The 12,687-nt window shown below is 72.2% G+C and carries 16 protein-coding genes and 1 riboswitch; of the genes, 7 read left to right on the top strand and 9 right to left on the bottom strand.

Annotated features, from left to right (window positions below):
• Window positions 1–98: 98 nt before the first annotated feature.
• Together Nocox_RS00695 and Nocox_RS00690 are read left to right on the top strand one after the other, a co-directional pair.
• Window positions 99–632, top strand: a complete 534-nt coding sequence (locus Nocox_RS00695) for an RNA polymerase sigma factor (RefSeq protein WP_020542368.1) — start codon at window positions 99–101, stop codon at window positions 630–632.
• Window positions 632–1,564 (top strand): CU044_5270 family protein, encoded by a 933-nt coding sequence (locus tag Nocox_RS00690; protein ID WP_020542367.1) that lies wholly within the window; start codon window positions 632–634, stop codon window positions 1,562–1,564. The genes Nocox_RS00695 and Nocox_RS00690 overlap by 1 nt, the downstream gene beginning before the upstream one ends.
• A gap of 67 nt (window positions 1,565–1,631) precedes the next feature.
• Here the strand turns inward: Nocox_RS00690 and Nocox_RS00685 are convergent, their stop codons facing one another.
• Together Nocox_RS00685 and Nocox_RS00680 are read right to left on the bottom strand one after the other, a co-directional pair.
• Entirely contained in the window at window positions 1,632–2,360 is a 729-nt protein-coding gene (locus tag Nocox_RS00685) for a glycosyltransferase (RefSeq protein WP_020542366.1), read from the bottom strand.
• Window positions 2,357–2,704, bottom strand: coding sequence for an STAS domain-containing protein (locus tag Nocox_RS00680; RefSeq protein ID WP_020542365.1), 348 nt, complete (start codon window positions 2,702–2,704; stop codon window positions 2,357–2,359). The genes Nocox_RS00685 and Nocox_RS00680 overlap by 4 nt, the downstream gene beginning before the upstream one ends.
• Window positions 2,705–2,872: 168 nt before the next feature.
• On the opposite strand from Nocox_RS00680, the gene Nocox_RS42675 reads away from it, so the two are divergent.
• The gene (locus Nocox_RS42675) at window positions 2,873–3,469 is read left to right on the top strand and encodes a hypothetical protein (RefSeq protein ID WP_246649709.1); all 597 of its coding nucleotides are present in this window, start codon (window positions 2,873–2,875) and stop codon (window positions 3,467–3,469) included.
• Here the strand turns inward: Nocox_RS42675 and Nocox_RS00670 are convergent.
• Window positions 3,420–4,544 (bottom strand): sensor histidine kinase, encoded by a 1,125-nt coding sequence (locus tag Nocox_RS00670; protein WP_020542363.1) that lies wholly within the window; start codon window positions 4,542–4,544, stop codon window positions 3,420–3,422. The two genes, Nocox_RS42675 and Nocox_RS00670, sit on opposite strands and share 50 nt — an antisense overlap.
• Entirely contained in the window at window positions 4,544–5,236 is a 693-nt protein-coding gene (locus Nocox_RS00665) for a response regulator transcription factor (RefSeq protein ID WP_020542362.1), read from the bottom strand. Before Nocox_RS00665 ends, Nocox_RS00670 begins: the two co-directional genes overlap by 1 nt.
• A gap of 94 nt (window positions 5,237–5,330) precedes the next feature.
• Here Nocox_RS00665 and Nocox_RS00660 point away from each other — a divergent pair, with 94 nt between their 5' ends.
• Both Nocox_RS00660 and yidC read left to right on the top strand, forming a co-directional pair.
• Complete coding sequence (locus Nocox_RS00660; RefSeq protein WP_157382948.1) at window positions 5,331–5,504, top strand: hypothetical protein; 174 nt, start codon at window positions 5,331–5,333, stop codon at window positions 5,502–5,504.
• Between the two features lie 114 nt (window positions 5,505–5,618).
• On the top strand, window positions 5,619–6,095 hold the full coding sequence (gene yidC / locus Nocox_RS00655; RefSeq protein WP_020542360.1) for a membrane protein insertase YidC: 477 nt from the start codon (window positions 5,619–5,621) through the stop codon (window positions 6,093–6,095).
• 16 nt (window positions 6,096–6,111) lie between these two features.
• Here the strand turns inward: yidC and Nocox_RS00650 are convergent, their stop codons facing one another.
• Window positions 6,112–6,546: an ATP-binding protein gene (locus Nocox_RS00650; RefSeq protein WP_246649708.1), complete on the bottom strand. Its 435-nt coding sequence runs from the start codon at window positions 6,544–6,546 to the stop codon at window positions 6,112–6,114.
• Between the two features lie 142 nt (window positions 6,547–6,688).
• Window positions 6,689–8,557 carry a sensor histidine kinase gene (locus tag Nocox_RS00645; RefSeq protein ID WP_020542358.1) on the bottom strand — a complete coding sequence of 623 codons (1,869 nt, stop codon included), beginning with the start codon at window positions 8,555–8,557 and terminating at the stop codon, window positions 6,689–6,691.
• A gap of 87 nt (window positions 8,558–8,644) precedes the next feature.
• Here Nocox_RS00645 and Nocox_RS00640 point away from each other — a divergent pair, with 87 nt between their 5' ends.
• Window positions 8,645–9,214, top strand: a complete 570-nt coding sequence (locus Nocox_RS00640) for a methylated-DNA--[protein]-cysteine S-methyltransferase (RefSeq protein ID WP_020542357.1) — start codon at window positions 8,645–8,647, stop codon at window positions 9,212–9,214.
• Here the strand turns inward: Nocox_RS00640 and Nocox_RS00635 are convergent.
• The 3 genes from Nocox_RS00635 to Nocox_RS00625 all read right to left on the bottom strand — a co-directional run bounded on the left by Nocox_RS00635 (window position 9,180) and on the right by Nocox_RS00625 (window position 11,922).
• Window positions 9,180–10,523: a purine-cytosine permease family protein gene (locus Nocox_RS00635; RefSeq protein WP_020542356.1), complete on the bottom strand. Its 1,344-nt coding sequence runs from the start codon at window positions 10,521–10,523 to the stop codon at window positions 9,180–9,182. The genes Nocox_RS00640 and Nocox_RS00635 overlap by 35 nt on opposite strands.
• Window positions 10,514–10,629: riboswitch (TPP riboswitch) on the bottom strand. Its footprint overlaps the gene before it by 10 nt.
• A gap of 64 nt (window positions 10,630–10,693) precedes the next feature.
• Entirely contained in the window at window positions 10,694–11,017 is a 324-nt protein-coding gene (locus Nocox_RS00630; RefSeq protein WP_020542355.1) for a rhodanese-like domain-containing protein, read from the bottom strand.
• 26 nt (window positions 11,018–11,043) lie between these two features.
• Window positions 11,044–11,922: an Fpg/Nei family DNA glycosylase gene (locus Nocox_RS00625; protein ID WP_026214158.1), complete on the bottom strand. Its 879-nt coding sequence runs from the start codon at window positions 11,920–11,922 to the stop codon at window positions 11,044–11,046.
• Window positions 11,923–11,992: 70 nt separating this feature from the next.
• Here Nocox_RS00625 and Nocox_RS00620 point away from each other — a divergent pair, with 70 nt between their 5' ends.
• Window positions 11,993–12,673 (top strand): GOLPH3/VPS74 family protein, encoded by a 681-nt coding sequence (locus tag Nocox_RS00620; protein ID WP_020542353.1) that lies wholly within the window; start codon window positions 11,993–11,995, stop codon window positions 12,671–12,673.
• The last annotated feature ends 14 nt before the right edge of the window (window positions 12,674–12,687 follow it).

Genomic DNA, 12,687 nt, shown 5'->3' with positions numbered 1-12,687 from the left:
AGGCGGCCAGGCGACCCCAGCTGACGAACCCGGACGGAAGGGCCGGCGGCGATCGGGCAATCACTAGTGTCCGACATCACCGGAGAGGGAGACCATGGATGACCACGTTCCTCGACGGAGAGGTCGCCGATCCCGAGCGATTCTCCGTCCTCTTCGATGCCCATTACGAGGAGATCCGCCGCTACATCGCCCGCCGCCTCGACCTTGACGTCGCCGAGGATCTCGCCGCCGAGACCTTCCTGATCGCCTTCCGCCGCCGCGACAGTCTGGACGCCGCCAAAGGCGGCGTCAGAGCGTGGCTGTACGGGATCGCCACCAAGCTCATCGGCCGGCACCGCCGTGCCGAGCTGCGGCGCTATCGGGCGCTGGCCAGGTCGGGGCCGCCCGAGGCCGAGGACGGCCATGACCAGCGGGTGGTGGATCGGGTCGCGGCTCGGGTGACCGTACGTCGGCTCTCGGCCGCGCTGGCCGGGCTGTCGCGCGGCGAACGGGACGTCGTGCTGCTCATCGCCTACGGCGAGTTGACCTACGACGAGGTCGCGGCGGCGCTCGGCATCGCCTACGGCACCGTCGCCTCCCGGCTCAGCCGGGCCAGGACCAAGCTTCGTGACGCGTTGGGAGTTGAGGTGTGATGAGGGAGTTCCAGCTCATCGACGAGGTGATGCCGCAGGCGCCGCCCGCGGGCCAGGTCACGGTGACGGCCGCCCGCGCCCGGGTGCTGGGCGCCGCCCGGAGGTGGCACCCGCCGCTCTGGTCCAGGGTGGCACTCGCGGCGGTGGCGGTCACCGCGGTCATCGGCGGGGTCTTCGTGGCGATGCCGCCCCCGGGCGGGACCGGCGTCCTGACGGCCTCGGCGCCGGAGGCGGACGCGGTGCTCGCCGCGGCGGCCGACCGGCTGGGCGCCCAGCCCCCCGGTACGGGGGCGTGGTGGCGGCGGGAGATGGTGCATGTGGCGCTGCGGAGGACCGCGACCTACACGGTCGAGCAGCGGGTCAGCGACGTGCTGTGGGTGAGCCGGGATCGCGAGGACGGGTATGAGAGGCAGCGCTCACCCATCTCCGCGAAGCCGCTCACGCCCGCCGACGAACAGGCGTGGAAGGACGCGGGCTCGCCCGACCTGTGCGACGGCTGCCGGTCGGGAACGGCGCGCCTCACCCCTGTGGGGCCGGCGGGGAAGCCCGTCACCGAGCTGCCCACCGAGCCTGAGGCGCTCAAGGCCGAGCTGCTGCGGGCGAACGGCCAGGAGGCCCCGGGGCCGTGGCTGTGGGCCGTGAGCGAACGGCTCCTTCTCGACACCGAGAGCACCCCGGCGACCAGGGCCGCGCTCTACCGCGTGCTCGCCGGCCTGCCGGGGGTGCGGGTCGAGAACGACGTCGCCGACCTCGACGGCCGCATCGGGGTCGCGCTGACCTACGGCGAAGCGCCCGTCCGGCAGCAGATCATCATCGATCGGGACAGCGGGAACCTGCTCGCCGTGCAGGAGGGCGACGGATCCTCCGCGTACGTGGTCAAGCGGATGGGCTGGACCGACGACCCGGCCCCGAGGAAGTCGGCCTTCTCTTGACCCCTCGGGGGCGGGGGCGCGCGTCACGAGGGGCCGGCGGCTCGTGCTCGTCCTGCCCTGGTGGTGGTCAGCGGTTGGGGTGAAGTTTGTTCAGGTTTTGGACGACCACCGGGTCGCGGGTGGCGAGCGCCCGTGCCACGTCACGGAGCTGGGTCGCGCGATGGAGCTGCGCCCGCCAGTCCGTTCCCGTCGCCCGGTGGGCCATCTCGACCTCGACCTGCTCGACCCGGAAGCCCTTGCGCACCAGGTCGATGGTGAGGGCCGTCTCCACGCCGAACCCGTGCGCCAGCGGACGCGCCGCCTCGAAGGCGGCCCGGGTGAGGCAGCGCTGGCCGTTGAGCGGCTGGGCCAGCTCCAGGCCGGTCGCGCGGCGGATGCCCTCTCGGGACAGGCGGACGACTAACCCGTGGCCCCCCAGCTTCACCCTGGTGGCGAAGACGGCGATGGTCATGTCCGCGGTGCCCGCGCGTACGGGCTCGACGAGCGGCGCCGCCGCGGCGGCCGTGTCGCCGAGGTCGGCGTCGAGGAACAGCAGGTGGCGCGGAGCGGCGTCCCCGTCCAGGAGGCGTACGGCCTCGGCCCCGCTCTCCATCGCGGCCGCCTTGCCCCGGTTGCGGCTGTGCCGCACCACGCGGGCGCCGGCGGCGCGCGCCGCCTTGCCGGTCAGGTCGCGTGAGCCGTCGTCCACCACCACCACGAGGTCCACGCCGGGCAGCGCCGAGGCGGCCTTGACGGTGGTCGCGATGCGTTCGGCCTCGTTGGCCGCCGGGATGACGACAGCGGTGTCCCCCGTCATGAGCCCTCGGTTATGAGGAACTCCTGCGGAACCTCTTCGTGCACGGTGAACACCGAGTCGAGTCCGGTGACCTGCAGGATCTTGCGTACGGCGGGACGGGGCGAGGCCACCTCCAGCGTGCCTCCCTGCTCCTTCATCCTCTTGAGCGCCGAGAGCAGCACGTTCATGCCCGTGGAGTCGCAGAAATCCACGGCGGACATGTCGATGACCACCCGGCTCGGCCCTTCCTGCAGCAGCCGAGTGAACTCGGACTGCAGGTGAGGCGCCGTATAGAGGTCGATTTCCCCGGTGACCGCGACGAGCGCGAACCCGGCATGTGATCGAGTCGAGACCTTGAGCTCCACATGGGCAGGCTAGCGGCGCGGAGGCTTCCGGTCACGTTGTCACGCCGATAGGGCGAGCACAGGTTTTTGTCCTCCGTTTGGGCTCCACAGGCACGGAGAGTACGCGAAGCTTGACAGCGTGACACCTGAACACCCGCCGCGGCATCCAGAGGGAGGGACCAGGGCACGGTGACGGGCCCCACGTCGATGAAGACCGAGAACCCCGAAGATCCACAGCGCGAAGGGCTCCGCGACCGGCTGGAGTCCATCCTTCTCCGTACGGAGAAGGCCAACTCATGGCATGACGAAGCAGCGCGGCTGCGTGGCCTGCTCAACCACGAGGGCTACGTGCCGATCCGTACGCGGCTGGTCCGCGAGGACCTGGAGTTCCTGGCGGGGGCGCGTCCCGACCTGCTCAGGTTCTCCGAGCTGGGGCTCAGGCTGCTCGACCTGCACCAGCCCCGCGACGCGGGTGGCATCACCAGCGACGCGGCGCATCCGATCCTGCGGTGCCGCAGCTGCATGTGGCGGTGGCCGTGTCCGACGTTCCGGGCGATGCTGGAGTCGTTCGGCCCCCAGCGGGAGACGACGGACTCCCAGGATGCCTCCGGCACGCCCGCCCCGCCCGCCGACGACACCTCCGCCGCGCCCGCCCAGCCCGCCGCCGACCAGCCCGCCGCCACCCAGCCCGCCGCCGACCAGCCCGCGTCCCTCGGCCGTCAGACGCCGGCCACGATCAGCACAGGGGCAGCCGGATCTCGAACCGGCACCCCGGCCCGTCGTTGACCACCCCGATCACCCCGTCGTGCGCCTCCACGATGCCCTGGGCGATGGCCAGCCCGAGCCCGGCCCCGCCGTCGGCCGTCGGCGTGCGCGCGCTCTCCCCCCGGAAGGCCACCTCGAACACGCGGGGCAGGTCCTCCTCCGGGATGCCTCCACAGCAGTCGGCGACGGACAGGCACGCCATGCCCTCGTCCACGCCGGCCCGCAGCACCACGGCCCGGTCCGACGGGGTGTGCCTGATGGCGTTGACCACGAGGTTGCCGAGGGCGCGCCCCAGGGCGCCGGCGTCGGCCTCCACGGGCACCGCGGCGTCCGCCGCCTCGGCGGTCAGCAGCACGCCCTTGGCGCGGGCGAGCGGTTCCGCGCCCGCGACGGTGTCTGCGACGAGGTCGCCCAGCCCGACCCGCGCCCGCGAGAGCCGCAGCGCCCCGGCGTGGATGCGCGACAGCTCGAACAGGTCGTCCACCATGGCCGACAGCCGCTCCACCTCCAGCTTGATCTGCCCGTGGTAGCGGGCGACCGTCCCGGGGTCGGAGACCACGCCGTCCTCCAGCGCCTCGGCCATGGCCCGCATGCCGGCCAGCGGCGTACGCAGGTCGTGGCTGACCCACGCCACCAGTTCGCGCCGCGCGCCCTCCAGGGCCCGCTCGCGGGCGTACGCCTCCTCCAGGGTGTTCGCGATCTCCTGCAGCTCGGCGGGCAGCCCCTGGGGCGCCTGGAACGGCGGCTCGCGCACGGCGGCGACGAGCCGGCGGCTCTCCCGCACGACCCGCTTGGACAGCACGAACGCGACCCCCAGGCCGACCAGCCCGCCGACGGCCACCACGCTCAGCACGAAGTCCTTGACCGGCCCCTCGATGATCATCTTGGCGGTGATCGCCACGACGCCGGCCAGGGTGGCCGCCACGGCCACCACCACGACCACCGCCAGCATCACGCCGATCGAGCGGGTCCGCAGCCGGCCCATCGCCCAGATGCCGGCCAGCGCCACGAGCAGCCCGAGCCCGGCCGCCACGGCCACGACCATCGGCAGCTCCCCGACCGCTACGGCCGCCGCCGGAACACCGCCCTGCTCCATCAGCTCTCCGTCGGCTCGTAGCGGTAGCCGACGCCCCACACGGTGACGATCCTGCGCGGCGCGGTCGGATCCGGCTCGATCTTCTCCCGCAGCCGCCGCACGTGCACCGTCACGGTGGACGAGTCGCCGAACGACCACCCCCACACCTGGTTCAGCAGCGCCGACCGGCTGAACGCCTGGCGGGGGTTGCGCATGAGGTAGGCCAGCAGGTCGAACTCGCGGGCGGTCAGCATGACCTCGGCGCCGCGCAGGCGCACCTCGTGGGCCCCGACGTCCACCGTCAGGTCGTCGTCGCGCAGCACCCCGGTGCCGCCGGTCACGGACGCGCCCCGCGCCCGCCGCAGCACCGACTGCACCCGCAGGGCCAGCTCGCGCGGGCTGAACGGCTTGACCACGTAGTCGTCGGCCCCCGTCTCCAGGCCGACCACCCGGTCGATCTCCTCGCCGAGCGCGGTCAGCATGATGACCGGCACCGGCCAGCGCTCCCTGAGCCTCCGGCACACCTGGAGCCCGTCGAGCCTCGGCAGCATGAGGTCGAGCACCATGAGGTCGGGCGGGTGCGCGAGCGCCCGGCGCAGCGCCTCGGCCCCGTCGCCCACGCACTCGACCTCGTGCCCGTCACGCTCCAGGTAGCGGGCGACCACCTCGGAGACGGTCGGATCGTCCTCGACCACCAGGATGCGGGTGTTCACGACTTCACGGTACGGCTCACGCCCCCGGGACCGTCGCTCCCGTCATCACTCCGTAAGCCTCGCGGCCCCTGCCCGGAGGACGTACGGTGGGCTCATGAGTAGAGTCGTGATGGCCGTCATAGGGGCCCTGCTGGGCCTGTTCGTGGTGTTCAACTTCCTGCTGCCGCTGCTCGCGGGACTGTTCAAGCTCGTCCTGATCGTGGGTGTGATCGCTCTGCTCGTGTTCGTGGTGGTCACCGTGATGAGCAAGTCCTCGCGTTCGGAGTGACCCAGCTCCTCCTCGACCCGTAGCCGGCCGGGATCACCCTGGTGGCGATCCTGCATCGACTCTCTTGTCGCGTTCGTCGTCGGCGCGGCCGGTGGTGACGCCGCGCTCGCGATCGTGCTGCTCACGCTCGCCGTACGGCTCCTGCTGCTGCCGCTCAACGTGCGCCAGGCCCGTACGGCGAGGATCCGCGAACGCCTCGCCCCTCAGCTCGGCGCGCTCAGGAAGCGCCACGCGCGCGACCCCGAGCGGCTGGCCGCGGAGACGAGGGCGCTGTACGCCGCCGAGGGCAGTTCGCCGTTCGCCGGGTTCCTGCCGATGCTGGGGCAGGTGCCGTTCCTGTGGCTGATGTACCGGGTGGCGACGCATCCGACGGCGCTGGCCGGGCACACGTTCTTCGGGGCGCCGCTGGGGCAGCAGGTCGCGGGCCTGGTGGCGAATTACGGTCTGGTCAGTGTGCCGGTTTCGGTCTTCGCGCTGGTGCTCGTGCTGGTGCTGCCGCTGGCGGCGGGGCTCTACGTGCTGGTGTCGAGCGCGTGGGCGACCGCGGAGCGGGCCGTGCTCCACCGCCGCGTCGCCGGCGCGAGCGCCTGACATGAGAAGAGGCCGGCTAGCCGGCCTCTTTCAACGCCGCGACCTGCCCGTTCATCGATGCCGACTGAGGAGCGGGCAGGATCGCCCACACCGTCGTCGTGTCCCCGTCATGGCGCACTCCCCAGCTCTCCGCCACGTACTCCACGATGCCGAGCCCCCGCCCGCCGAGCGAGGACAGGGTCGGCCGCCCCGCCCGTGGTTCGGTCGCGGCGCCCCCGTCACTCACCGCCACCTCGATGTGCTCGTCGCTGCGCAGCCAGGCGACCCTCACCATGCCCGAGGGCAGCGGGTGCGCGTGCCGCAGCGCGTTGCTCAACAGCTCGCTCACGACGAGCACCGCGTCGTCGATCGCCGTCGCGAAGACCCCGCTGTCCTGCAGGTCCGTGCTCAGACGCTGGCGGGCGACGGCGACGCTGGACGGCGCGTACGGCAGCAGCACCACGCTTGACACACCCACCTCCCCGTTCCCTGTGCCCCCCGCGGGAACACTCCCCGGTACGACCGAAATGCCCCGTTACTCGATCCCAGAAACCGCATCTCGATCACAGCTTGTACACATTGGAAGATAGATCAGCTCAACCGTGACCACCTCGTTACCGCATCGGTGTGTCGGATCCGATAGTGCCGGAACCCTTCAGCACCAGCCGCATCCTGGTGCCCCCGCCGGGTCTCGGATGTGCGCTCACGTCTCCCCCTTGTGCCCTCGCCAGGCTGCGGACGATGTAGAGCCCGAGCCCTACTCCACCAAACCTTCTCCGGTCGCCGCTGTCCACCTGGACGAACCGCTCGAAGACCCGTTCCCGGTCAGGAGCGGCGATACCGACGCCCTCGTCGTCCACCACGACGACCACGTTGTCGTCCTCCGGCCACGCCCCCACCGTGATCAGCCCGCCCTTGGGCGAGTACTTGAAGGCGTTCTCCAGAAGCTGCCCGAGCACGATGTCCGTGGCGAGCGCGTCGCCCAGCACGTACGGCAGCTCGCCGCCGATCGCGACCTCCACCCGGTGCCGGTCCGACAGCACGGGCAGCCCCAGCGTGGCCACGTGGATGCGCTCGGCCAGGTCGAACTCCTCGATGCGCACCTTCAGCTCGTCCGCCCCGGCCCGCGCGCCGAGCAGCAGGTGGTCCATGAGCTGGCCGAGCGACCTGGCCCGCTCGGCGATCGTGTGCACGGCCGCGCGCCGCTCCAGGTCGCCGAGCTTGTCCCAGCGGGCGTCGAGCGTCGAGGCGAAGCCCCGCACGATCGTGATCGGCGTGCGCAGCTCGTGGCTGGTGGTCGCGAGGAACAGGTCCTTGGCCTCCTCCAGCTCCTTGGCCCGGGTGACGTCGCGGAAGTCGACCACGACCTCGCCGGTCTCCTCGATCCGCGCGCCCACCACGTCCAGCCACCGCCCGGTCTCCAGCTGGAAGGTGAGCTTCTCGCCCGGCGCGGGCAGCGGGAACGGCGGCGGCCCGCCGAGCACGGCCTCCGGGGGGATCGCGGTGATCTCGGCGGCGGCCGGGTTCCAGCGCACGACCCGCCCGGCCTCGTCGAGCACGGCGATGCCGTCGGCGCTCGCGTCGAACACGGCCCGCTCGTGGGCCCGCTGCCGCACCGCCTCCTGGTAGGCGACGGCGTTGCCGACCGCGATGCCCGCGTGCCCGGCCAGCAGCTCCAGCAGCTCCAGCTCCAGGTGGCCCGGGGTGCTCCTGGCGAACAGCGCGTAGAGCGCTCCGTAGGGCCGGCCGCCGACCGCGGCCAGGCCGAGCGCGATCGTGTGCAGGCCGTCCAGCCGGGCCCACACGAGGTCGTCGAGCCCGCTCGACTCCAGCATGACGGTCCTGCCCGTGCGTAAGAGCCGGTCCACGAGGCTCGTCCGCAGGTCGGTGGTGGTGCCGCGGAGGCCGTCCGGCAACTGGTACGTGCTCACCAGCCGCAGCCGCTCCCCCTCGATGAGCACGAACCCGCCCGCGTCGGCCCCGGTCAGCTCGGTCAGGCTGGCCGAGATGCGGTCGAGCACGGCCGAAAGCTCCAGGTCGGAGTTGATGTCGCCGACCACGTCGGTCAGCCGGCGCACGAGCCTGGCCCGGCGCGCCATGCGGTCCTTCGCGACCTGGTCGGCCCTGGTCAGGTGGTGCACGCACACGTAGCCGGCGACGGCGCTGCCGAGCCGCAGCGCGCTGATGTCCACCCGCACGTCGAGGAGGTCGCCGGCGCTGTCGAGCCGCTTGGTCCGCACCGACACCTGGCCGCCGGTCCGTACGCGCTCCAGCGCCGCGTTGTGCTCGGCGGTCAGCTCCGCCGGGACGATCGGCGCCCGGCGACCCAGCATCTCGGCGGCCGTCCAGCCGAACAGCCGCTCGGCCGCCTCGTTCCAGACCAGCACGGTCTGGTCCCTGTCGACCGCCACGACGGCGTTGGGCGAGCTGGCGAGCACCGCGCGGGCGATCTCGTCGTCACTACCGGCCCATTGGTCCCCCACTCCTCCATAGTGCACGTGGCGCGGTGGGTGCGTCGGGCGATCCGTCCGATACGCTGCGGTCACGACAATTCCGGGAGGGGCGAGGGCATGACGAGCGGCGAACTGGACGCCCTGCTGCGCGTGACCTCCAGCACCTACCGGGGGGACTCACCGGACATCGCGTTCGGCACCTACGACGGAGCCGTGGGCCGGCTGGTGCTGGCGGTGACCGGCAAGGGCGCCGTGGCCTGCTCCTTCGAGCCGGAGAACGACGTCTTCGAGCTGATCAGCCGGAGCGTGGGCCGCTTCATCGGCCCCGACCCGCGACGCCTCGACCCGCTGCGGAGAGAGCTGGACGCCTACTTCTCGGGCCGGCTGCGGGCCTTCGCCACGCCGGTCGACCTGGCGCTCGCCACGCCGTTCGCGCGCACGGTGCTGCAGAAGACGATGGCGGTCCCCTACGGCACGACCACGACGCTGGAGAGCATCGGCGAGAGCATCGGCCGGCCGCGCGCGCTGCGGGCGATCGGCAACGCGCTGGCCTCCAACCCCCTCTGCGTGATCGTCCCCTGCCACCGGGTGGTGCGCGAGGACGGCGCGCTCGGCGACTACGCGGGGGGCGTCGCCGCCAAGCAGCACCTGCTCAACGTCGAACGGCGCGCCTCGATCGGGCCGTGAGAGCCCCGGCGAGCAGCGTCACCAGCGCCGCCACCAGGGCCGCGCCGAGCGCGCCGTTCATCCACGGCTGGCGGGTGAAGCCGATCGCGTCGCGAAGGCCCGCCCAGATCCCGTCCCAGGCGGCGACGGTGGGCGTCGAGGTGGTCAGCCAGTAGGCGACGAAGCCGAGCGCCCACGGCACCAGCATGCTCCGGCGCGAGGGGGCGTCCTCGGCGGTGTTCCAGGAGCCGGCGCGGGCGAAGACGAAGTAGTCGACGGCCAGCACGGCGAACATCGGCACGAAGACCGCGCCGATCACGCCGAGGAACGCGCCGTAGGAGGTCACGTCCACGACCAGGGCGATGGCGACGGTCAGCACGCCGATCGCGACCGAGAACACCCGCCGGTCCACGCGCGGCATGAGGTTCTGCAGGGACATGGTGGTCGAGTAGACGTTCGCGAACGACTGGTCGGTCTCGCGCAGCACCAGGATGCCGAAGAACAGCGCGCCGAGCGGCGCCGCCACGAACGGCGCGAAGACCGCCGTGCTGTCGGCGGTGACGGCGGCGGAGCCGGCGATGGCGACCGCGTACACGCCGAGCCCCAGGCAGGCGACCTGGGCCAGCGTGTAGCCGCCGACGACGCCGGTGAACGCGGCCCGGCTGGAGCGGGAGTGCCGGGCGAAGTCGGCGGCCATCGGCACCCAGGAGACCGACAGGGCGATCACGTAGTCGACGGCGGCGGGGAAGGCGGTCCACGAGCCGCCGGCGTGCGTGGGGGCCTCGTTCAGGAAGAACCACGTGAACCAGAGCATCGAGACGATCACGCCGGCCGTGACGTAGCGGCGCAGCAGCCGGATCGAGCCGAGCGGCCAGATCGTCAGCGCGGTGGTGAGCACCCCGGCGGCGATCACCCACACCTGGTACGGCACCCCGCCGAAGATCGCGGTGGCGGCCTTGGCGATCACCCACAGCTCGAACGCCCCCCAGCCGAGCATCTGGACGATGTTCAGCACCGTGGGGACGTAGGAGATCCTCGCCCCGAACAGCCCGCGCAGCAGCACCATGGCGGGCTGCCCGGTCTGCGTTCCCGGGACGGCGGACAGGCCCACCATGGCGGTGCCGATGAGGCTGCCGACCAGCGCCGCGACGAGCGCGGCCGCCAGGCTGAGCGGAGCGTTGCCGAGGGGGTCGAGCAGGAACAGCGCCCCGGAGAAGCCGAGGAGGCTGACACCGAGGTTGGCCCAGAGGGCGCCCTGGTCGAGGACGCCCAGCGTCTTCGGCGACGCGCCGTCGAGGGTCAGGGGGACTTCGTCGGCGACCTGCGCCATCGCACGCTCCCTACGCCGGCATTACCCGGACAGGTTCAGGCGGTCGGCAGCGGCTGGAAAGCTGCCCTCTCAGCCCGGCGAACCCCGAGCTCCCGCGACAATCTGCAGTTTTCGCCCTCATGATGCCCCAATGGCGTCGAAAGCGCCATATGAGGATCGTCTCCGGCCGATCAGGCCACGAACGGCTCCTGGCCCGTCTCGCTCACCATGGGCAGGCGCGCGGCCTCCCACGACTGCATGCCGCCGCCGACGTTGACGGCGTCGCGCCCGAGCTGGTTGAGCCAGGCCGCGACCTGCAGCGACCGGCCGCCGACCCGGCAGACGACGTAGACGGTGCGGTCGGCCGGGATCTCCCCGACCCGGCCCTGGATCTGGGTCATGGGGATGTGCACGGCGTGCGGCGCGTGGCCCGCGAGCCATTCGTCCTGCTCGCGCACGTCGAGCAGATAGGCGTCAGCGGGAACCGCGCCGGCCTCGGTCTCAGGAACAGTCATGCTTCCATTGTCCCGCCCGCGCGAGGTCATTTGAGCAGCTTGGACATGCGCCGGTCGGCCAGCGGCTTGCCGCCCGTCTGGCAGGTGGGGCAGTACTGCAGCGAGGAGTCGGCGAACGACACCTCGCGGATCGTGTCGCCGCACACGTCGCAGGGCTGCCCCGCCCGGTTGTGCACGCGAAGGCCCGACTTCTTCTCCGCCTTGAGGTCCTTGGCCGCGAGGCCGTGCGCCCGCTCGACGGCGTCGGCGAGCGTGGTGACGATGGCCTCGTGCAGGTCGGCGACCTGCGCGTCGGTCAGCGTTCCAGCGATCTTGAACGGGGACATCCGCGCCGCGTGCAGCACCTCGTCGGAGTAGGCGTTGCCGATCCCCGCGATGATCTTCTGGTCGCGGAGCAGGCCCTTGATCTGCGTACGGTTGCCGCCCACGATGCGCTTCAGCGCGTCCACGGTGAAGGCCGGGTCGAGGGGGTCGGGGCCGAGCGCGGCGACACCGGGCACCTCGTCCGGATTTTTCGTGACATAGATGGCGAGCCGCTTCTGCGTCCCCGCCTCCGTCAGCTCGAACCCCGGCGCCAGGCCCTCGTCGTCCGGCGCGAAGCGCACCCGAGCCGCGAGCGGGCCCTTGCCCGGCCGCACCGGCCTGGCCCCCGACAGGTCGTCGCGCCAGCGCAGCCATCCGGCCCGCGCCAGATGGATGACCAGGTGCAGCCCGTCGCAGTCGAGGTCGAGGAACTTGCCGTGCCTCGCCACCCCGGTCACGGTCAGCCCGCCGAGCGCCGTGACCGGCGGATCGAACGTCTTGAGCGCCTGGATGCCGACCACGTCGACGGCCATGATGGACCGGCCCACCGCCCTTTCGCGCAGGAAGTGGGCCAGAGACTCCACTTCGGGAAGTTCCGGCATGCCCCCAGCGTACGGTGCGCACCGGACCATCCACAGCCTGTGGAAAGCGCCGGGCGATTAGTGTCGGGGCATGAAGGTGACGATCGCCGAAGAACTCCTCCTGCTCGCCTACAGCGAGGACGAGGGCAAGCAGCTCATCAGCACCATGCAGCTCGACCCCGCGCTGGCCGGCGCGCTCCTCGCCGAGCTCGCCGTCGAAGGCCGCGTCGAGTTGTCGGACAAGAAGCTCGTCCTCACCGGCACCGCACCGCTCGGCGACGACGAGCCGGATGACGAACTGGACGACGAGCTGAAGGCCGTGCTGAGCCGCGTCGCCGGAGAACACAAGGAGCGCAAGCCCGCCTGGTGGGTGCAGCGCCTGCAGTCGTCCAAGCTGCGGACGCGCCTGCTGACCAGGCTCGCCGAGGCCGGGGTGCTGACCGAGCAGCGGGGCAAGGTGCTCGGCCTCTTCCCCGTCACGCGCTGGCCGGAGGCCGACCCCGGCGTGGAGGCCGAGGTCAGGGAGCGGGTGGCGAGCGTGCTCGGCGGCGCGGACCCCGACGCCCGCACCGCCGCCCTGATCGCGGTCATGCACGCGGCCAAGCTCGACCGCAAGGCGTTCCCCGGGGCGAGCAAGGAGCGCGTGAAGGAGATCTCCGAGGGCGCCTGGGCGGGCGACGCGGTGGCCAGGACGATCGCCTCCATCAACGCCGCCACCGTCACCGCGATCACCGCCGCCACGGTCGCGGCCACCGCCGGCGGCGGCGGCTGACCGGCCGACCGGCA

Origin of the sequence: Nonomuraea coxensis DSM 45129, assembly GCF_019397265.1 — a bacterium.
Lineage (GTDB): Bacteria > Actinomycetota > Actinomycetes > Streptosporangiales > Streptosporangiaceae > Nonomuraea > Nonomuraea coxensis.
The sequence above is the reverse complement of the archived record's forward strand: the minus strand, read 5'-3'. Positions and strand labels throughout refer to the sequence as shown.

Bases quoted from the DNA above. Each gene is read 5' to 3' on its own strand.
- Nocox_RS00685 (WP_020542366.1), bottom strand. From the start codon at position 2,360: ATGACGGGGGACACCGCTGTCGTCATCCCGGCGGCCAACGAGGCCGAA.
- Nocox_RS00660 (WP_157382948.1), top strand. From the start codon at position 5,331: ATGAGTAGAGTCGTGATGGCCGTCATAGGGGCCCTGCTGGGCCTGTTC.
- Nocox_RS00620 (WP_020542353.1), top strand. From the start codon at position 11,993: ATGAAGGTGACGATCGCCGAAGAACTCCTCCTGCTCGCCTACAGCGAG.
- Nocox_RS00630 (WP_020542355.1), bottom strand. From the start codon at position 11,017: ATGACTGTTCCTGAGACCGAGGCCGGCGCGGTTCCCGCTGACGCCTAT.
- Nocox_RS00670 (WP_020542363.1), bottom strand. From the start codon at position 4,544: ATGGAGCAGGGCGGTGTTCCGGCGGCGGCCGTAGCGGTCGGGGAGCTG.
- Nocox_RS00690 (WP_020542367.1), top strand. From the start codon at position 632: ATGAGGGAGTTCCAGCTCATCGACGAGGTGATGCCGCAGGCGCCGCCC.
- Nocox_RS00635 (WP_020542356.1), bottom strand. From the start codon at position 10,523: ATGGCGCAGGTCGCCGACGAAGTCCCCCTGACCCTCGACGGCGCGTCG.
- Nocox_RS00640 (WP_020542357.1), top strand. From the start codon at position 8,645: ATGACGAGCGGCGAACTGGACGCCCTGCTGCGCGTGACCTCCAGCACC.
- Nocox_RS00625 (WP_026214158.1), bottom strand. From the start codon at position 11,922: ATGCCGGAACTTCCCGAAGTGGAGTCTCTGGCCCACTTCCTGCGCGAA.
- Nocox_RS00695 (WP_020542368.1), top strand. From the start codon at position 99: ATGACCACGTTCCTCGACGGAGAGGTCGCCGATCCCGAGCGATTCTCC.